Genomic DNA, 19198 nt, shown 5'->3' with positions numbered 1-19198 from the left:
TGCCTTAAACCTTGTAGTAGTCGCGGTACCACGCAACAAATCTGGCAACGCCTTCCTGGAACGGGGTTTGCGGCCGGTAACCGGTCAGGTCTTGAAGCAGGGTTGCGTCGGCCCAGGTTGCCGGCACATCACCGGTCTGCATCGGCATCATGTTGCGGATTGCCTTCTTGCCAAGCTCAGCCTCAATTGCCTCGATGAAATCCAAGAGCCGGACCTTGTCCGAGTTACCGATATTGACGACGCGATAGGGCGCGACCGGGCTCAAGTTGTCTTTCTCCGATGTCACATTGCCCGCACCTGGGATCGCATCTATCAGGCCACGGATGCCGCGCACCAGATCTTCTACATAGGTGAAGTCCCGAAACATATCGCCATGATTGTAGATGTCGATCGGGGTTTCTTCCAGAATGCCCTTGGTGAACTTGAAGAGCGCCATATCCGGCCGTCCCCAGGGACCATAAACCGTGAAAAAACGGAACATGGTGATCGGGATTTGATGGATGTGCGCCCAGGCATGGCCCATCGCTTCATTGGCCTTTTTGGTCGCAGCATAGATGGTCAGCGGCGTATCGGTTTTCTGTTGCTCATCAAACGGCATCTGGGTGTTGGCGCCATAGACCGAACTGGTTGAGGCTATCAAGAGATGCTGGACGTCCGCCGCCCTGGCCGCCTCCATAACATTCATGGTGCCGACAACATTGGCATCAACATAGGCGCGCGGATTTTCCAGGCTGTAGCGGACGCCTGCTTGAGCCGCCAAATGGATGATTACATCCGGCTTGAAGTCAGCGATCGCTACAGAGACGCGGTCGTTGTCCTCCAGCCGCGCGATGGTCGACGAAAACGAGCCATGCTGGTGCAGGATCTCGTGGCGGCGTTCTTTCAAACGGACATCATAATAATCCGTCATGCCGTCGAGACCGGCGACCGCCCAGCCCTCCTGCAGCAAAAGCTCGGCAAGGTGAAATCCGATGAAGCCGGCGGACCCGGTGATAAACGCGCGTTTTTTGGGAAGCATGCTGTCTCTTCTGAATTCCAGATCCGGCGGGCGCTTCGCATCTTGGATGCGTTGAAATTAGTTATTCACCGGATGAGGAGATGTCCAGAGCGGACCATGCAAAAACTGCGCTGTTTGTCAGAGCCTTGCTGTCTCAGTTGATTTTACCCAGAGTGTCATCAAGGGCATTCAGGAAGTGATCGCATTCTGCCGTGCCAAATTGCGCCGGCGGTTTGATTTTCAAGACATTGTCAAAGGGGCCTTCGCTCGAGAGAAGAATCGCGTGGTCTTCCTTCAAAACCTGGATGATCTTCGCCAATTCTTTTGCGGCAGGTTCGAGGGTCTTGCGGTCTTTGACCAGCTCAATTCCAATGAAGAGGCCCATCCCGCGGACATCGCCGATCAGCGGGTGTTTTTCGGCGAGCTCGCGGGCGCCGTCCATCAGCCTATGGCCGGTGACAAGGCATTTGTGCTGAAGCCGCTCATCTCTGATGACATCTAAGACAGCAAGCCCGGTTGCTGCCGAGACGGGGTTGCCGCCGAAGGTGTTGAAGTACTCCATGCCATTGGCAAAGGAAGCTGCGATTTCTGGTGTGGTGATCACCGCGGCCATTGGATGACCGTTGCCGATGGGTTTTCCGAGCGTGACAATGTCCGGCACGACATCTTGTGTCTCAAAGGCCCACATGTGTGAGCCGACCCGGCCAAAGCCCACCTGAACCTCATCTGCTAGGCACAGACCGCCTGCGGCCCGAACATGCGCATAAGCTTCCTTCAGATAACCGTCGGGCAGGGTGAGCTGGCCACCCGTGCCCAGGATCCCTTCGCTGAAGAAGAGGGCCGGATTTTTGTTTTCCGCGGCAAGCCCCTCGATCTGCCGGTGCACATCGGCCGCATAGTTCTTTCCAGCATCCATGTCACCGTAACGCCAGCGGCCCCGGTAAAGATCGGGCATCTCAGCAACTTGAACATGCTTGGGTCGGCCAGAGCCGCCATTGCCGGCAAACTTGTATGGACTAACGTCAATCAGGCTGGACAGATGGCCGTGGTAGGCGTGATCGACAGTCAAAAGATCGTGGTTGCCAGTATGAGCACGGGCGATCCGGATGGCCAGGTCATTGGCCTCGCTGCCGGAGTTGACGAAGTAACAAACGTTCAGCGGGTCCGGAAAAAGGCCGACCAACCGATTGGAGTATTCAACCAGATTGTCATGCAGATAGCGGGAATTGGTGTTCAGCTCAGCGATCTGCTGTTGGGCGGCGTTGACCACACGTGGGTGGCAGTGTCCGACATGGCAGACGTTGTTGACCATATCGAGCCAGCGTTTGCCGGTTTCATCGATGAGATAACAACCGTCCCCGCTGACAATGTTCAGCGGAGCGTCTTGGTAGGCAATGCTCAAGGCGCGGCCAAGCTGAGCGTGACGCTCGTGGATCAGGCTGTCTTTGTCCCTTGCAACCACAGTTGCTGCGGGAACGTTCAAACCTAGAAAGACACTTGGATCCGGGCTGATATCACGCCAGACAGACCATTGCTGGCGGACACCGACGCCATGCATTTGCGCTTCCAGTCCCAGATGATCAGTAACCAGTTGAAAGTGCAAATGTGGCGGCCAGCTTCCGTTTTCCTCACGGCGGCCGATCTCGGCAAAGGCTTGGCCCCGGGATATTTTCTGCCCTGTCTTCAGCTTGGCGAAGCTTTGGCGGGACAAATGACCATATAGGGTCCAGAAGACATCTCCCGTTTTGGTCTTATGCTCAAGGAGCACAGTTGGTCCAAAGCCATTTTCGACAGCATCGTCATAAAGGAATGCACACGTGCCTTTTAGCGGCGCGTAAACTGGTTCGTGCGCCGGTGTAAACAGATCGATGCCCAGGTGAATGGAGCGCCGGGCGGAAGTGTTGGCGGTTTCAAACGCGTCGCTTTTGTAAATTGTCCGGTTTTCACCATAAAGGCCAATGCCAAAGTCGGCTTTGGCCTCAAGGATCTTATCATCGCAATAGGCATCAAATTCGATCCCAGAAAAGGCTGAGATTTGCGATGCATCTGGTGCCGACGTGGTAAAATCGAAAGTGATTGTTTTTGGTTTAGGTGTTTCTGGCCGGATTACAGGCGCAAACGTATGGGCGTTTTCTTCAAGCCAGCGCATAATCTGCCGGGCTTTTGGAATAGGGGGCAACCCGCAAGCTGCACGTAGACGCAAGACAGCCAAGCGATGGTTTTCGGTGTTAACGCGCCGGAGCTCGCGCCACACATCTTCCTGACTGACCAGCAGATAGTGGTTTTCCGGTGCCTCCCGGATCTGTTTGGCTGCCATGCATATAGAGACTGCATATCGTGTCTTGATCAGGTCGACGATCAAGTCGCATTCGTCTTCGGTAATCGGATTGACCTGATGATAAGCTCTTGCCAACCGAGCCGCTGTTCCGATGGGGTCTTCGGTGCCAATCAGTGCATAAGCGCTGGCAACGGCAATCTCGACCACCCGATAGCTTTCCACCATATCGCCGAAGTCGAGCAAGCCGCTAACCCGACCGGTTTTATCCAGCAGGACATTGTAGTCGTTGGCGTCGTTGTGAATGACCTGGCGTGGGCAGTTTTGTAGCCGGGGCAGGACATCTGATACAAATCGGTTGAGAATCTCCTCAACCGTTTTGCGCTTGTCGGCATCATCGATGAATTTGCAATAAGTCAGGTGCTTTGAGGCTTGGGCAATATCCCAGTCATAGCTCCTTTGAGCGCCCGGATGCTGGAAGCTTTCCAGGCTCTTGTCTAGCCGGGCGAGCAGTGCGCCGAGGGTGTCTATAGCCTCGGAGCCGCGGTTCTCTGCTTTTGCCCAAATGTCTCCGGCCAGCCAAGTCAAAAGCCGTACTTTGCGCGGACCCTCAAAGGTGTTTGAACTCATGTTATTGCCGTCAAGGTCTGGAATGGCCCTTGAAACTGGTAAGCCTGGATCAACCTTGTTCAGGTGTTCCAACACGGCAACTTGCATGTCCAGAATGTCATCGTCGTCATCGGCATGAAGTTTTAACAGATAGTCCTTGCCGTCTATTCCGCCGATTTTGAAATTTAGATCGTGTTCGCCGGGAAGCCCGTTGATAGATCCCTGAAGGTCGTAGGTTTCAAACAATATTTTGCGAACGCCGCCAAGCGACGTGTTTGCGTCACCAGCATGGGCAAAGCCGTTCATTATAGTTGTACCTTCACATCGGCAAGAGCATTATAGGATATTGGATCCAAAAAAGGATACTATCCTGCCGACATAAGTGATTTCAAGCCTCTAAATCATCGCATATTTGCAAGAACTGCGTTTTTACACGCAATTCCTACGGCCTTTTCATGGCCTAGTCGCGGCCATGGGGACGATAGGCGTGAACTCACTGACTGATCTTGGCGGTTCGATAAGTCGGCTATTCTATCCGAATTCAATGTTGTTTTCTGGCGCCTGAAGACCCACGAGGGCAGCAACGGTCTCTGCGTCCATCGTGTCATCCAAGCCGTATTCGAAACTCATTGCGGCGGAAGCTGTCAGGGATGGATTGAGGAAATAGGCCGCCCCTTCATTGGTTGCGTTGAGTGTGGTCAGTAGAATATCGATTTCAGCCTGGTTTGAAGAATAGACATGTCCCTGCAAAGCCGGGACATAGAGCCGGAACACCCCTGTGGTGTAACCAAGAGCGGCTTCTTCTCCACGTGTTACAAACCAAACGCCGGATTGCTGTTGGGACCAGCCTTGGTTTTGAATGATCGAAATCTCAGTCGTGTCTGCTGTAAAGAGATATCGGCCGGAGGATTCATTAAACATGCGGACAACGGGGATTGTTCCCGTCTCTTGCGTGGTCGCCGCCTGGAAGGCCGCGCCTTCGTTCAACCAGCTCGGATTGGAGGCTGCAATTGTTGAGCGTTGGGTGTCACCGGTCGCAAAATAGTGCGAGCCCGTGGTCGGATTGAAAAACCGGAAGATGTTCTCGACGGCCGCGAGTGGATCAGAATTGGTGCCATAAACGGCCTGGACGGCGTTAATGTCATCCTGTGTCAGCGTTGTTCCATAATTATCGCCAACGGTGACAGCTTGCATGATGCTGCCAGGAACGTCACTGTGATCAATGCCTAAGCTATGGCCAATTTCATGGATCGAAGTGCTTAGAAATGCTGTTGTCGTCCAGCTTTCAGCTGTGTCGTAAATGACATGTGAAAGTGTATTGGTCCACGTGACACCGCCGTCAACAGAAGTCGCGCGCGTATCCGCAAACCCCAGTGTGTTGCTCACACCATCAATAGCATCCATTGCAAAGCGGATTTGCACACTGCTCGAATCGGTTACTTCTCGGAAAGTGATGTTGGCGACAGCGGCCCAGGTATCAAACGCTTGGCGAATGGCTTGCTGAAAATTGGGGTCGGTTATCGCTGCATCGGAGGTATAGGATGTGCCGTTGTTGGTTCCAGATATCGGAGATGTGGCAAAACTCCAGGTAACCTCGCCACCAGGCGTTCCGGCTACACCGCTGGTTCCCCATTTGAGCAGAGGATTGTAAAGGACGTAATCGCTGACAACATTTCTTGTGAGCGGAATTGTATTAATAACTGCCACAACATCCCCCAATACTAGAACTATTTAATTTTAAAATCTAAACATATGCGGGTTGAGTACACAACTCTGCGACAGGAAAAGTGATTTATTCAGCGGTGCTTGTCTGCGTTGCGGAATGACAATAGACATTAATAACATTTGTCATTCTGCCTCCAGTGGCACTTCCAAGCCAACTTTCTTGCGGCCCATCACAACTGATGTCCGGAATCGACGGACATTGGCGTTCTGGAAGAACAGGCGATGGGTCAGTGCCTCGAACTCCTGCATGTCTTTGGTCATGCATATCAAACAGAAATCCGCATCCCCCGTGACATAATAACATTGCTGCACTTGGGGTTCCTGCCGTGCCCGATTTACAAAGGCATCGATCTGATCCAGCCGTTCCCGTTCCAATTCCACCATGATGATGAAACTCATGGCCAGTCCAAGCTTGGCGCCGTCCAGGATCGCCACTTCGCGCAAGATGAGGCCGGATTCCCGCAAGGCCTTCAAGCGGCGCTGGACCGAGGCGGTCGACACGCCGGTCAGATGAGCCAATTGCTCAAGGCTGGTGCGTGCATTGTCCTGCAACGTATTGAGGATAGTGACGTCAACTTGATCGATTTTCATACGATCTTCCCAAAATATTGAGAAATTTTCTCGAAAAACCTAACTCAGTGAAACATTCTGATCAACGTAATTGTCTAGTCTCGGTTTATGGAAAAGCTATCGTTTAAGCTCGATCACGAGCATACCGCCCAGCTAATGACACTCTGGTCAGATGCCGCTGCGACCCCACTTCTGGAGCGGACATTTGAACCGTGGACCGTTCAGATCAAGGATGAGACCGGGCGCATGGGCCTTGGTGCGTTCAAGGCGCTCGGTGGCATTTATGCCGTAGCCCGCCTGTGTCTTGGCGCTTCGGTCCCGGATACGGTTACCTTGGATATGATCCGAAAAAGGGCAAAGGGAAAAACCTTCGTCTGCGCAAGTGCCGGTAATCACGGCATGGCCGTTGCCAAGGGCGCCCAGATTTTTGGTGCTAATGCCCGGATCCATTTGGCGGATACAGTACCCGAAAGCTTTGTCGCTCGGCTGCAGGCCGTCGGCGCGAAGGTTATCCGCTCTGGTGCCACCTACGAAGACAGTATCCAAGCCGCCATTGAGGATGCAGAAGCCAACGATTTCATTCACTTGGCTGACGGGTCGTGGCCGGGGTACACCGAACCGCCCCGCCTGGTGATGGAAGGGTACACGGTGTTGGCCGAAGAATTGCGGGAAACCTATTCACGCTGCGGCGAATGGCCGAGCCATGTGTTCCTTCAAGCAGGTGTTGGAGGAATGGCCGCCGCAGTCGCCTATATGATCCGCAAAAACTGGTCTGTCCAACCGCAGATCATTGTGGTGGAGCCGGATGCAGCTCCATGTCTTCGGGAGGCCGTCCGGGCCGGCAAGGTCGTTGATGTTCAGGGTCCAACATCGAACATGGGCCGCCTGGATTGTAAAACTGCGTCTTTGTTAGCGTTCGAAATTCTTCGGGACGCAGCGAACACCTTTTTGACCGTGAGCGATGACGAAGCTATGGCGGCCGTAACCGCTCTGAAGGTGCAGGATCTTCCGGCAACAACGCCGTCAGGTGCCGCCGGATTTGCTGCGCTCCAGAAACTCAATCCTCCAGCCTCCGCCCGGCCACTGATCATCGTCAGCGAAGGGGATGTGACGTGATCCGAATTCACAGCCTTTTTCGCTATCCTGGTAGGATGCTATTGATAGTGGCTGCTCCTCCCGGTTCCTAAGCAGTTGATTAGAAAATCTTCAGGCCATGAAGCTGGTAGAATTGGAATGCGGATCTTGCAAACAGCTTGATGTGGGCAAATCCTTTTCGGGCAGCGTGGCCACCTTCATGAACAATACGAATTGCCGGAACGTATGCAATCCGGGTGATCTTTCCGGCACGTAGGGCCAGATCAAAATCTTCAAAATAGAGAAAGAACCGGGGGTCAAATCCACCGAGTTTCCGGTAAACATCGCCGCGGAACATCATAAAACATCCACTTACAATCGGCGGAGCCCAAAAAGTTTCTAAGCCGGTTTCTGCGCTCATTTCATAGCGGGCGAGACGTTTGCTAAATAGTTTTCTCAAAAAATGTGGAGCGAACCCGCGCAAAAGCAAATCGAAGAGCGCTGGATAACGCTTGCACAAAAACTGCCGGGTTCCATCGGGCCAGCAGGCATGAGGAGTCAGCAAGCCGCAGTCATCGTGTTTTTTAAGAAAATCGACCGCTTGAACAAGCGCATCTTCAGCCATTTCAATATCTGGATTGAGCACCAAATGGATCTGACCGGTGTCGGCAAGCACAAGATTGTGGCCCCGGCCAAAACCGATATTGCCGTGTCCTTCCAGGATCTCGAAAGGGATGCCTTGAAAAGCTGTAGCTGCGAGGTCTGGCACAGCTTCTGTCTTGCAATTCTGGATGATAAAGACCTTCGTATCGACCGTGCCAAGTCTTTCTATTGCCGTTGAAAGGCTTTTAAGCGTGGCTTTGAAAACGGCTGGATCAGGCCGGTAAACCACCAGAGAAACCGTCAGAAACGGCTTGGTCTCAGGGGTCTGGGCTGGTTTGTCCGCAGTCATCTACTTGGCGCCCATGCGCCCGCGCAGCCCATCGGCTATGCCGGCGAGCATCATCTGGCCGTGCTTCAATCCCTTTGGGGCGGCCGCGGTGAAAAAGAGAAACTGTCGGAACATGCGCCACACCAACAGGGCGGTCCACACTTTTGGCAACCAGGACTGCCGTATCAACCAGACGGCGTTGCGCAACTGATAATAATGACGCAAAGGGCTGTGGAGCGGCACGCGATGCCCCCGGAACGGGATGTGATCATCACCAAGGGCATGCTCCATATGCGCGCTGAAGACACCATAACTGAAGTATCCCATTGCGCGGGCACGAAGACCCCATTCAATGTCGACATAATCAATGAACAGTTCGTCGACCATGTCGCCGACTTCGTCGAAGACGTCGATCGGTGTGAGGCTGCCGGAGGCGATCAAAAAGTCGGTTTCGACAATAGCATCCGGGGCTGTCATCGGCCGCCGTTTCAGTCTCAACCCATCCCGGTAAACGAAGGATCCGGTCTCGCCTTGGCGCGGGTCGACATAATTGGCACCAACGGCCGCAACTTTCTTGCCGTCCGCCCGGAGGCTGTGTTCTGCGGCGATGAGCTGGTCAACCATATCGGGTGCAGGAAGGCTGTCCTGGTCGAGCAGCAAAACGTGGCTGGCCTTCAGCTCCCGGGCGATTTTTATGCCAACATTTTGAGCCCGAGCGATGCCATAATTCTCACCAAGACATTCCAGCTGTGCATGGAAGGTCTCTTTAAGCGATGTCAGGTCGGTGTCCGATCCATTGTCGACAATCACCAGGCTGTCGACCTGCGGTGCGATCAGCTCAAGCAGGCGTGTGAGCGCAGGAATGTCGGGGTGGAACGTGACCACAACACCGCAGACCCGGGACTGGGCCCCGGGCGCGGAAGGTGTCTCACTCATGAAACTAGACCAAACCGTAAGCTACGAAATCTTGATAGTGACCGACCATCGAAACCACCATACCGTCGTCGTTGACCCAGCTGCGGGCATGAGGGCGGTCGGTCGCATCGTCTACCGCAGATTTGTCGTAGAACACGAGTTCGGTCGTGGATCCGGAATTGAAAAACACGATTTCGACGGTGTCGATGATATGCAAGACGTTTGAAAGGAAGAAATCGGCAGAGCTGTCAAGCGTCTCAATTTCCGCATTGACCGCAGAAACCCTTGGCGCTTCAGGCTCGCTTGGGTCGGCGGTGCCGAGCCCCGGCGCCGGTTCTGCTGGGGCCGGGGCTGCGGGTCCATCGGTTTGCGGGTCACTCAGGCCCGGGAGCAAATCTGAGACGGCCGCAAGATCGCCATCCGTACCGGCATCGTTATCTAGACCATTAGGTTCGCTATCAGATCTCCAAGTCTGTAGGAAACCTGTGAACGTATCAAAATCGTCCTGGTTCATGGTCGTCGAAACAGCGGCAACCCCAACTGTATAGCTGGACCCGGAGCTGAGCTTGTCCAGCGCGGCCGTCGTAACACTGTCAGAGGAAATGTCCGTTTCGGCTGGAGAAGCGGCCGGTTGTGCCGTAGGAGTTGGATCTTGCTGTGTTGGTTCCGCGGAAGCAGTTTCGTTATCGTGGGAAACAGCAGTTGTTTCCTCGCTCACGCCATCGGGCTCAGCCGCATGGCCTGCATTTTCGGCCTCAGTTGTCCGGGCCCGCGGCTCGTCAATTGGAGCCTCCAATGCAGTTAGATCACTCACAGCCGTATCGGCGGCCAAATCTGCAAGATGCAGCTGGAAGTCGACAACATCGGCCACTTCGATCGGGGATGCGCCTTCCAAGCTTTCCAGCACAACAGGTGTGGCATCAAACCCGGTTTGGACTTCGCCCGGGATTTGATCCGCAACGTGCCGGGCCGAGACAGAAACGCTTTCAGCAAGTTCCCGTAGAGCAAATTGGAGGCCGGCAATCGAAAATTCGTTGCCGGATGTCGCGTCGCTATCCTTGCCAGCTTGGGATCCGTAAAACCCATAGCTAAAGGCGATGATGGCAAGGCTGGCGGACACTGCTTGTGCTGCCGGCGAGGCCGTTGCCGCCATGGCGCTGAAACCGGCGACCAACCGGTCAGAGCCCGGTGCTCCACGATCACTGTCTGGGTAGGCCGCGCCCGACGCGGTGTCGGATTGGCTGTTTTGGCCAGCTTTTGTTTCCGGACGGTCGGTGCTATCGCCAAACGGTGCGGAACCAGCGTCCGAAAGCGGGTCGTCGCCCGCTTGATCAAACTTCAGCAGCTGATCGACCGGCAGAATCATGTCTTCCGCCATGTCACCGGCCGCTTCTGTCGCGCTGGCGATGTCGTCGGAGGCCAGATACAGCGTCCAGATGAGCGCGGCAAGCAGAACAGACGGATGCAGATAAACCGTGTTGTCTTTTAGCATCTTCGGCCGGAAGCTGACCACATTGCCAGTGTCTTCCGGCTGACGCAAAGCGGCCAGCTGCTCGACGAACCTGTCGATTAGGGTGGTGAAATCGGGGCCTTCCAGCAGGCCGGAGAGGCCAGGACTGTCCAGCAGATAGCGGCCGTCGGCGCGCGCAAGGTGAACAAACACATCGCCGTCTTCGCGGCAGAACACGAACCACGGGTCGTTTTCGTCCGTGACACCGCGGCCGGTCGACATCTTGATGCCGGCCTGGACCAAAAGCGATTCGACCCGGTAGAGATCCGCCAGCTCCTGGTTGGTCCAGTCGCCCTCTGGAAACGCGGTTGCCGTCTCCGGTGCGCTGACCACAAGTGTGCCGTCAACAGTCGTTCCAACTTGCGGCACAGGGGTCACCTGCGCCTGCGTCAAGTCCACCGTGCCCTCTAAATTGAGCCTGGTTGTATCAATGATCGATGAAGACGACCTGCCCGGAAAGGCAATGATTTCGACCATATGCGTCTCTCTATATATGCGTTCGGCGGCACACTATGGTTTCAAGGTGTTTGCGTCCAGCCAAAATGCAGTCCGCAGGCCCCGGAATCTGCCAACCACGACATAAATATCACATTTGCACTGGATTTTGCACACTATTTCCTGTACAAAAAATGACTGTGGCAGGTTCCCCTCAAGGTGGCGATAAAATATGCAGTTTCAATCCAGTGCGAAAACAAACGATGATAAACGCCAGGATTTACGCCTTCAGGCCGGGAGCTGGCTCAAGGCGGCGCGCGAACAAGCAGGCCTTTCCCAGCGGGACTTGGCCACTAAGATGGGTGCGCTCTATTACACCTTCATTTCCCAGATTGAGAGCGGCAAAGGCCGGTTACCGGCGGACCGCTATGAGATCTATGCCGGCGCCCTTGGTGTCGACAAGCGGGATTTTGCCATCAAGATGCTCGAGTTTTACGAGCCGACAACCTATGAACTAATTTTTAACCAGAAATCTGGCACTGAGTAATCAGCGGAGATTCGAAATTCCATCCGGGGTTGCGAATCTTAAAAATGCCTGTTAGGGATTGACCCGTATTTGTAGCGGAATAAGAAATCACACTGTCATTAAGGTCCTTGAAAAACCTTTCATGTCACTCAAGAAAATGCTAAAATTTTAAGCAGGATGGGATTCTTCTGCGATTGGTATTTTTTACAGCAGAGTTTCAGGTGTGAAGTTTTAAGCAGACGGTGAATTGGGCTTCGGTTCCTGTCTGTGTGAGGCGTTTTTGCGGCATAATTGCCACGCCTACAAAAATAACGCTAAGTCATTCAATTGACTGCTAAAAAACTTCAAAAAAATTTGACTTCTCCTCAAGAAAGTGCTTGTCAGACGCGCGGTACAGTGTTAGCTGTACAGCAATCACTGAACAGCCAGTTTTTAGCTGTCCAGTGAGATATGGTGGTCGGGATTGATCACCCGGCGTACCCGACGTGACGTCACAAGAAATAAGATCTTAGGAGAAATGAGCATGTCTCTTTCATTTGATGCAACTTTTTACCAGACGCATCGCCCGGACGTGTATAACGCGTTCATCGCGACCGCTGGCTCCACTGGCCTGACCTGGGCTGAGTTCGCGCAGCAGCACTACAACACCTTCGGCCGTTTTGAAGGTTCCGATCCGTCTGCGTCCTTCGACACCAGCTTCTATCTGAGCCAGTACCCGGATGTTGCAGCTGCCGGCATCAACCCGTTTGACCACTTCCTGGCCAACGGTTCTCTGGAAATGCGTCTGCCTTTCGCAACCTTCCCGGCATCTACTTTTGTTGCTGCTGACTACGCTGCCGCGAACACGGATCTTGCCGCTGCCGGTATCACAACCGATGCACAGCTGTACCAGCATTGGGTCATTCATGGTCAGTTCGAAGGCCGTTCCGGCGCTCCGACTGTTGAAACCCCGGGTTCTGGCACAGGTGTTGCTACAACACTGACTACTGCACAGGACATCGTGACCGACTCTGGTGGCGACGACACAGTTAGCGGTGTTGCAAGCGGCGCAATCGGTACTTCCACCCTCCAGGTATCTGACTCGATTTCCCTGGGCGCAGGCACCGACACTGTCAACATCACTGACACATCTGGTGGTGCACAGAACCTCGGCGCCGGTACTTTGCCGACCCTGAGCGGTGCTGACATCATCAACATCACCAGTGTTGGCGGCGCTGTGACCACCCTAGACACCACGTTTGCTCCGGATGCGACCCAGTTCTGGTCTGTTAGCCCGGCTGCAGCGGGTGATGGCGTGACCTTCAACAACCTTGCTTGGACTGGTCAGCAAATCGGCATCAACGGTGACCGTGTTGGTACAACTGTGACAGTTAACACTGCATCAGGTGACACTAACGCTGACGACGCTTTGACGGTTAACCTGATCGGTAACACCGGTACTGGCGTTGGAACCATCGACATCAACGGTTCTGCAGCTGCAGCTGGCAATGGCGGTTTCGAGACTGTCAACCTGGTCACCAGCGGTTCTGCAAGCATTGTTGGTAATCTTGACTCCGATGACAGCCTTGGCGCAAACCGCCTCACCAATGTCAACGTTACTGGCGATCAGAACCTGACAATCGGTGGCGGCACTGCGGTCACTCTGCTGTCCGGCGGTACGTTCAACTCTAGCGCTGCTACTGGTGCGATCAACGCGACCATTAACGGTGCAGCTGGCGCACTTACCATCTCTGGTGGTGCAGGTGGCAACACCTTTATCCTGGATGCGATCGCAGCTACTGACACCATCGACGCAGGCTCCGGCACCTCCGATACTATCGGTATCAATGGTAACACTGCTGTTGCTTCCGGCGGTCTGGGCGGTACAACAAACGCTGAGAACTTTGCGCTTGCTGGTACAAGTACCGCAACGCAGGATGTCGACAACATCGGCTCGTTCGCGTCATACATCATCAGCTCGACCGGTGCCGCTGCTAGCTTCATTGATCTCGCTGATGGTGCAAACACCTCCATCACAAGCAACGCTACCGGCGCAACTGTGCTTGAGCTGAAGACCAATGGTGTCGCCGATACTTTGAACCTGTCTCTGGACAATGGTGCAGCAGGCACGGCTCAAACGATCGCCAACCTGGCAATCGACGCAAACGGTACCGGTACTGTTGAAACCCTGAACGTTGCTCTGGGCTCTACCGGTGGTGTGACCCTGACAGCTAACGCTCTGACAGCACGTGACATCGTTGTAACTGGTGGTGATGCGTTCACCCTTGGTACAGCTCTTGAAGCCGTGACCACTAACTTCAATGCTTCGGCTGCGACTGGTGTGATCACTGTTTCTGCTAACGCTGCATCCACCACTGCTTCGAGCATCCGCACCGGTACTGGCAACGATGCTGTTACTTTGCAAGGTGGTGCAGGCGGTGATGTAACCGTTGATGCAGGTGCAGGTAACGACAACGTCAACATCGCTGCTGCTCAAGAGCACGTTGTTACGCTCGGCGACGGTTCGGACAATCTGAACGTCAACGACCTTGCAACAGCTGGTGCAGGTGCTGTCAGCACTTTGACAGAACAGGTAACAGTCCAAGACTTTGCGACCGGTTCTGACAAAATCAACCTCTCGAAAGCTCAGTTCGCTGGTGCTGGTCTGCCTGCAGCAGGCAACGCACTTGATGCGGCTCACTACTTCGAAGGTACCCTGGCATCAACAGCCGGCACGACTGTACAGCTTGAAGCACTTGCTTCTGCTGCCGGTATTGCTGCTGGTCAGGCATACATCGCATCTATCGAAATTGCTGGAAGCACATATGTCTTCTACGATAGCGATGGTCATGCTGCAGCTGGTAACGTTTCCAACGTTGCAATCCTGAACGGCACCGATCTGACCGGCATCGCGCTTGGCGACTTCGCAATGATCGTATAACAAGTTTCAGTAAGTCTGAGACTGAGAGGGCCCTTCGGGGCCCTCTTTTTTGTGGTGGTTTTGTATGCTCTTTGACGATTTTCTAATATGAAAATTGGCTAAGAAGTAATTTTCGGCGAAGACTGATTCCAGTGTTGCAATATAGCTTGAATCGACTACTTGTAACCGACTGTCAAAAAGTAGGCCTGAACGGCCTGCGGCATGACATTTGAAATTCAATTAACGGGAGTTTCGTAATCCTCATGACTGAAGCCGACGGTAAAATCACTATTGATGGCCGCGAATATGCGATTTCTGACCTGTCGCAGGACGCGCTGAATCAGCTGTCCTCCATGACCACAGTCGACCGCAAGATCGCAGAATTGCAGCAGCAGATTGCGATTTACCAGACCGCGCGCAACGCCTATGCCCAGGCCCTCGCCGCGGCCTTGCCGAAAGACTGATTTAAGAGCGTGTCGCGTTTTCCCTGAAGAATAAGCATTGCTTTTGGCGTTGAAAGCTTAGATTTCAGACAGAGAAAAGCGGTTCTGAATAAACGCGAATTGCTCTAACAAGTCTTTCAAAAGTGACGAAAGAGCCCCTTCCTATGCGGAGGGGTTTTTTGTTTTTGGGTGGCAGAACCTGCAATCTCCGGTCATCCCACCTGTCCCCGACGGGATCGGGGAGCGACCCACTCGTTTGCAGAGCTTTGATGATGAGCCCTCATAATTTGCTGCGGGCGGACCGGCGAGTAGGTGCCGGGGATGGCGGCAGAAGGTGTGGCGAGACCGAGGCACACGAACGGCTGAGCGAACGGAAGAGAAACGGTATGGATCCCCGCTCAGGGGCGGGGATGACGACCTATTATTGCGGGCAAGGTTTCTCGTCCCACGACGTCATCCTCGGGCTTGACCCGAGGATCCATTCCGTTGCGTCTCCAAACAGCACGGCCCTGTTTGCGGCTCCCTCACGGCATGGATTACCCGGTCAAGCCGGGCAATGACGACGGTACGTGTGGCAGAGGCTTGCCATCCCCATAGCCGTCATCAAAGCAGTGAGTTGATGACACCTGAGTGTGCTGCGCCGCCTCTTGTTGATGCGAACCATCTTTGCCGGAGCTGCCGGACCGAAAAACCTACCGCCGTTTGTCGACGATCCTGAGGGTACTGTGGCGGTCTGAGTGGCAAGACGATACGGTCTGTTCCGACGTGAATTCATCCTCCAGGCGGGAGCCGCCAAGGATTTGATAGCGGGCTTTGACAGACGTTTCCGGTGCGGACAGGCCTGTCAAAGAAACAGTTTTTTGCCAATCCGCTCCAGCGCCAATGCTCAGCGGGTCCATATTGTCAAAAATCCAAGCGATTCCATCAGAATTGAGCCAGCGGATATCCAGGAGCTTGATCTCATTTGACGAGCGATTGGTAATCATCACCCGGTGCGGCGGACAGGTGATACCCGCTGCCGCATTGAGAAACTGAGGTCCAAGAAGCGCCGTGCCTGCCAGAAATCCGCAAAACCCGGCCAGCGCTGTTATCATAATGGCTCTGATTTGCATCAAATTCTACGCCCGCTTCAGATGTATTTGCCAATGCCTATTATGCATTTGAGAGCATGAACCTAAACTGAGCAGATCCCAAGCATCGTCTGAGCCCCGCTTTTGATGGACCCCTTCCGTGAGGTCGGTTTAGACTGTCCGTCATCAGACCGCAGCCGAATACTTTTCTAGGGCTGGCGGTCATGCGTGAACTTGGGGGGCTTTCATGCAGGAGTTTGTCGTTGTTTCCACCATCCCAACGAATGCCTATGTTGCCGGGCTGATCACCGAACCGGCCAATCCAAATCCGGTCCGTTGGGCGGCGACCGCTCCTCTAAAAGTCTATTTCGACGATACCGGCGAGCGGGCCTGGTCGGCGGCGGAAAAGGCCGCCGCGCTAGCCGCTTTTGCCGAATGGGAAACGGTCGCCAATGTGTCGTTTGAGGAAACGACGGTCCGCTCAGATGCCAACATCCTGCAAACGCTGACCAATTCGGAATTTGTATTGGGCCAAACCACGGCTCCGGCGGATGGTGTCAACCCGCCGACTATTGAATACAGCATCTTCAACAATGCGCTGACCTATTTCAATCCGGGGGGCGACACCTATCAGACCATGGTGCATGAGATCGGCCATGTCATTGGGCTCTATCACCCCCACAGTGGCACCACGTTTCCAGGCGTGACGCTGAATGATGATCAGGACACGGGCGACAACGCGCTCAACCAGCAGATCTGGACAACCATGTCCTATGCTGTTGGCTGGACTGGTGAGCCGCGCACAACGCTGGACTACGGCACCAACATCGGGCCTATGGTGTTTGATATTGCTGCCGTGCAATACCTCTATGGTGCCAAGGCAGCGCAAACCGGCGACAACACCTACACATTGGCAACAGCCAATCAGATCGGCACAGGCTGGGATGCCATCTGGGACACCGGCGGAACGGACACCATCTCGGGAGCCGGCGCTACCACCAGCCTCACCATCAATCTGACGGCCGCGCCGCTGACCGGCGCCAATGCGGGAGGTTATGTTTCCTGGGTGTCCGGCATTCAGGGTGGATTTACCATTGCCAATGGGGTTGTGATCGAAAACGCCATCGGCGGCAGCGGCGCCGATACGATTACCGGCAATTCGGCGAACAACACGATTGATGGCGGTGGTGGCAGTGATACGGTGATTTTCACCGGCGCGCGGTCGGATTATGCGGTCTTTACCGGGTCGCAAGGTCAAACCGTCGTCGCGGACACGTCCGCCAGCCGCGATGGCAAGGATTTTTTGACCAATGTCGAGAACCTGACTTTCAATGGAACCACCATCACCAATGAACAAGCGGTCGTGGAGCCAACGGACGCCGATGGCAGCGCCTATCAGGTCTACCGGTTTTACAACACTGGAACCGGCTCACATTTTTTCACGACCAGCTTGACCGAGCGCAACACCGTGATCGAAACGCTCGATGGCCTCAGCTATGAAGGCAATGCGTTTGATTCAAACGTAACGGAAGCCAACGGCACAGCGGTGTTCCGCTTTTTCAACACGTCAAACAGCGTTCATTTTTATACGGCCAATGCGGCCGAGGCAGCTGACATCCGGCAGAATCAGAGCAACTTTCAGGACGAAGGCATTGCCTATTATGCCTCGGCTGATGCCAGCAATGGCGGCACCGCGCTCTTCCGGTTTTTCAATACACAGAACGGCAGCCATTTTTTCACCGTTTCGGAGGCCGAACGGGACAACATCATCAACACGCTCGGGCATTATAATTATGAAGGTGTCGCCTTTTACGTCGACTTGGCGTGACGAGGTTCTGGGACCAAATACAAAAACGGCGGCCACTGGCCGCCGTTTGTCGAATGAGATTTGTTCGCCGGTTGCAAAGGAAAATCAATCCTCGCGCATACTCTTCCAGACCGCATCGGTGAGCGGTGAAATGATGTAATCGACCACCGTGCGCTCTCCGCTGGTGATCAGGACATCCGCCGGCATGCCAGCACTCAAGCGCCCGCGCACATCTTCCGGGAGTTCGTCCTTGCTGACTTGAACCCGCGCGAGATAATAAGGTGTTTCACGGGTGTCTTCCGGGGTGATGGTACCCTTGGAGACCGTCTGCACTTTGTCGGTAATGATCGGCATGAACCGGGACGGGAAAGAAGTAAATTTGACTTCCGCTTCCAGACCCTCCGTCACGCTGTCGATGTCGAGCGGTTGAACCCTTGCATTGATGATCATCTCATCGGTATCTGGAACAATCTCCAGAAGCGTCTGGCCACGCTGGATGACATAGCCGGTCAGCTTGATGTTCTGGGCCACTCCGTCGATCGGTGCGCGGATTTTTGTCCGGTCGAGAACATCCTGGGCGACTTTCTGCTGCTCGCGGAATTCCTGGATCTGACCATAGATTTCCTTGTATTCAGTCGAAGCGCGCTCGCGGAATTCCTGACGGGTCTGCAGCATCTGGAACTTGGTCTCGCCAATCGATTTTTCGACCTTGGCTTCCTCAGTGTCCATACGCGCGACATGTGCTTTGATTTCGACGTACTCGTCTTCGTACGTCGCATAAAGGTTTTTCTGGATCGATCCGCTTTCCAGCCCCTCTTTCAGGCGGTCAAGCCGTCCGAGCAGGATCTCTGCACGGCGAACGAAAGCTTCTTTTTGCTCGCCAAGTCCGACCTTTTCGCGTTTCAGCTGTTCAATGCGGTTGGTAAGGATATCAGCCTGAGACTTCAGGATTGACGTCCGGTCATTGAAGATGCGTTCCTGATCGGCCACCGCATCGACCACTTCCGGTGTTTTGTCGGCGAGCAAGGATGCAGAGAACTCGATCTTCTCGTCGAGGTTCCGTTCGGCCTTCAAGCGGGCTTCGACGGCTTCTGCGATCCGAAGGCGAATGGTGACCACCTGCACATTGGCCCGGGCCTGGACGTCATTCAATTCAATCAGAACATCGCCGGCCTTGACGACTTGGCCTTCCTTGATGTCCTTTTTCTTGATGATGCCGCCTTCCAAATGCTGGACTTCGCGGCGGTTGGCTTCGACCTCAACCATACCCGGCGCAATGACGGCCTTGTCCAGTTTGGCAATGGCCGCCCAGGCGCCAACTACACCAAAGGTCAGCAGGATCGTCGCATAGCCGGCGATGATGAACGGCCGCGGATTTGCGCTGGCTTTCCGTTTCGATTTCATGGTCATCA

The 19198-nt window shown here is 54.4% G+C and carries 14 protein-coding genes; 5 read left to right on the top strand and 9 right to left on the bottom strand.

Annotated features, from left to right (window positions below):
• Positions 1 to 4: 4 nt before the first annotated feature.
• The 4 genes from ACOOFE_RS25940 to ACOOFE_RS25925 form a co-directional block, all read right to left on the bottom strand.
• Complete coding sequence (locus ACOOFE_RS25940) at positions 5 to 1018, bottom strand: GDP-mannose 4,6-dehydratase (RefSeq protein ID WP_420412697.1); 1014 nt, start codon at positions 1016 to 1018, stop codon at positions 5 to 7.
• Between the two features lie 133 nt (positions 1019 to 1151).
• A complete protein-coding gene (locus ACOOFE_RS25935) occupies positions 1152 to 4187 on the bottom strand; it encodes an aminotransferase class III-fold pyridoxal phosphate-dependent enzyme (RefSeq protein ID WP_420412696.1) in 3036 nt (1011 codons plus the stop codon).
• A gap of 225 nt (positions 4188 to 4412) precedes the next feature.
• Positions 4413 to 5588 (bottom strand): matrixin family metalloprotease, encoded by a 1176-nt coding sequence (locus ACOOFE_RS25930; RefSeq protein WP_420412695.1) that lies wholly within the window; start codon positions 5586 to 5588, stop codon positions 4413 to 4415.
• A 141-nt stretch (positions 5589 to 5729) separates the two neighbouring features.
• On the bottom strand, positions 5730 to 6197 hold the full coding sequence (locus ACOOFE_RS25925) for an Lrp/AsnC family transcriptional regulator (RefSeq protein WP_420412694.1): 468 nt from the start codon (positions 6195 to 6197) through the stop codon (positions 5730 to 5732).
• 135 nt (positions 6198 to 6332) lie between these two features.
• Between ACOOFE_RS25925 and ACOOFE_RS25920 the strand changes: the two genes are divergently transcribed.
• Positions 6333 to 7292, top strand: coding sequence for a pyridoxal-phosphate dependent enzyme (locus tag ACOOFE_RS25920; RefSeq protein ID WP_420412693.1), 960 nt, complete (start codon positions 6333 to 6335; stop codon positions 7290 to 7292).
• A gap of 79 nt (positions 7293 to 7371) precedes the next feature.
• On the opposite strand, the gene ACOOFE_RS25915 is transcribed toward ACOOFE_RS25920, so the two are convergent.
• The 3 genes from ACOOFE_RS25915 to ACOOFE_RS25905 are packed head-to-tail and all read right to left on the bottom strand — an operon-like array spanning position 7372 to position 11083.
• Positions 7372 to 8202 (bottom strand): glycosyltransferase family 2 protein, encoded by an 831-nt coding sequence (locus ACOOFE_RS25915; RefSeq protein ID WP_420412692.1) that lies wholly within the window; start codon positions 8200 to 8202, stop codon positions 7372 to 7374.
• A complete protein-coding gene (locus tag ACOOFE_RS25910; RefSeq protein WP_420412691.1) occupies positions 8203 to 9117 on the bottom strand; it encodes a glycosyltransferase family 2 protein in 915 nt (304 codons plus the stop codon).
• A 4-nt stretch (positions 9118 to 9121) separates the two neighbouring features.
• Positions 9122 to 11083 carry a hypothetical protein gene (locus ACOOFE_RS25905; protein ID WP_420412690.1) on the bottom strand — a complete coding sequence of 654 codons (1962 nt, stop codon included), beginning with the start codon at positions 11081 to 11083 and terminating at the stop codon, positions 9122 to 9124.
• Between the two features lie 190 nt (positions 11084 to 11273).
• Here ACOOFE_RS25905 and ACOOFE_RS25900 point away from each other — a divergent pair, with 190 nt between their 5' ends.
• The 3 genes from ACOOFE_RS25900 to ACOOFE_RS25890 all read left to right on the top strand — a co-directional run bounded on the left by ACOOFE_RS25900 (position 11274) and on the right by ACOOFE_RS25890 (position 14930).
• Positions 11274 to 11588: a helix-turn-helix domain-containing protein gene (locus ACOOFE_RS25900; protein WP_420412689.1), complete on the top strand. Its 315-nt coding sequence runs from the start codon at positions 11274 to 11276 to the stop codon at positions 11586 to 11588.
• Between the two features lie 502 nt (positions 11589 to 12090).
• Positions 12091 to 14487 (top strand): beta strand repeat-containing protein, encoded by a 2397-nt coding sequence (locus ACOOFE_RS25895; RefSeq protein ID WP_420412688.1) that lies wholly within the window; start codon positions 12091 to 12093, stop codon positions 14485 to 14487.
• A 242-nt stretch (positions 14488 to 14729) separates the two neighbouring features.
• Complete coding sequence (locus tag ACOOFE_RS25890; RefSeq protein ID WP_420412687.1) at positions 14730 to 14930, top strand: hypothetical protein; 201 nt, start codon at positions 14730 to 14732, stop codon at positions 14928 to 14930.
• A gap of 671 nt (positions 14931 to 15601) precedes the next feature.
• Here the strand turns inward: ACOOFE_RS25890 and ACOOFE_RS25885 are convergent.
• Positions 15602 to 16003 carry a hypothetical protein gene (locus ACOOFE_RS25885; protein WP_420412686.1) on the bottom strand — a complete coding sequence of 134 codons (402 nt, stop codon included), beginning with the start codon at positions 16001 to 16003 and terminating at the stop codon, positions 15602 to 15604.
• Between the two features lie 223 nt (positions 16004 to 16226).
• On the opposite strand from ACOOFE_RS25885, the gene ACOOFE_RS25880 reads away from it, so the two are divergent.
• Positions 16227 to 17807 (top strand): M10 family metallopeptidase C-terminal domain-containing protein, encoded by a 1581-nt coding sequence (locus ACOOFE_RS25880; RefSeq protein ID WP_420412685.1) that lies wholly within the window; start codon positions 16227 to 16229, stop codon positions 17805 to 17807.
• An 84-nt stretch (positions 17808 to 17891) separates the two neighbouring features.
• On the opposite strand, the gene ACOOFE_RS25875 is transcribed toward ACOOFE_RS25880, so the two are convergent.
• The gene (locus ACOOFE_RS25875; protein WP_420412684.1) at positions 17892 to 19190 is read right to left on the bottom strand and encodes an HlyD family type I secretion periplasmic adaptor subunit; all 1299 of its coding nucleotides are present in this window, start codon (positions 19188 to 19190) and stop codon (positions 17892 to 17894) included.
• Between the last annotated feature and the right edge of the window lie 8 nt (positions 19191 to 19198).

Origin of the sequence: Roseibium sp., from assembly GCF_965216085.1 — a bacterium.
Classification (GTDB): Bacteria; Pseudomonadota; Alphaproteobacteria; order Rhizobiales; family Stappiaceae; genus Roseibium.
Note: the sequence above shows the minus strand (reverse complement) of the source record. Positions and strands in the feature narration are given on the sequence as shown.

What these genes read in the sequence shown, in the direction of transcription:
- ACOOFE_RS25940 (WP_420412697.1), bottom strand. Translation starts at nt 1,018, where the DNA reads ATGCTTCCCAAAAAACGCGCGTTTATCACCGGGTCCGCCGGCTTCATC.
- ACOOFE_RS25935 (WP_420412696.1), bottom strand. Translation starts at nt 4,187, where the DNA reads ATGAACGGCTTTGCCCATGCTGGTGACGCAAACACGTCGCTTGGCGGC.
- ACOOFE_RS25925 (WP_420412694.1), bottom strand. Translation starts at nt 6,197, where the DNA reads ATGAAAATCGATCAAGTTGACGTCACTATCCTCAATACGTTGCAGGAC.
- ACOOFE_RS25920 (WP_420412693.1), top strand. Translation starts at nt 6,333, where the DNA reads ATGACACTCTGGTCAGATGCCGCTGCGACCCCACTTCTGGAGCGGACA.
- ACOOFE_RS25915 (WP_420412692.1), bottom strand. Translation starts at nt 8,202, where the DNA reads ATGACTGCGGACAAACCAGCCCAGACCCCTGAGACCAAGCCGTTTCTG.
- ACOOFE_RS25910 (WP_420412691.1), bottom strand. Translation starts at nt 9,117, where the DNA reads ATGAGTGAGACACCTTCCGCGCCCGGGGCCCAGTCCCGGGTCTGCGGT.
- ACOOFE_RS25905 (WP_420412690.1), bottom strand. Translation starts at nt 11,083, where the DNA reads ATGGTCGAAATCATTGCCTTTCCGGGCAGGTCGTCTTCATCGATCATT.
- ACOOFE_RS25900 (WP_420412689.1), top strand. Translation starts at nt 11,274, where the DNA reads ATGCAGTTTCAATCCAGTGCGAAAACAAACGATGATAAACGCCAGGAT.
- ACOOFE_RS25895 (WP_420412688.1), top strand. Translation starts at nt 12,091, where the DNA reads ATGTCTCTTTCATTTGATGCAACTTTTTACCAGACGCATCGCCCGGAC.
- ACOOFE_RS25890 (WP_420412687.1), top strand. Translation starts at nt 14,730, where the DNA reads ATGACTGAAGCCGACGGTAAAATCACTATTGATGGCCGCGAATATGCG.
- ACOOFE_RS25885 (WP_420412686.1), bottom strand. Translation starts at nt 16,003, where the DNA reads ATGATAACAGCGCTGGCCGGGTTTTGCGGATTTCTGGCAGGCACGGCG.
- ACOOFE_RS25880 (WP_420412685.1), top strand. Translation starts at nt 16,227, where the DNA reads ATGCAGGAGTTTGTCGTTGTTTCCACCATCCCAACGAATGCCTATGTT.
- ACOOFE_RS25875 (WP_420412684.1), bottom strand. Translation starts at nt 19,190, where the DNA reads ATGAAATCGAAACGGAAAGCCAGCGCAAATCCGCGGCCGTTCATCATC.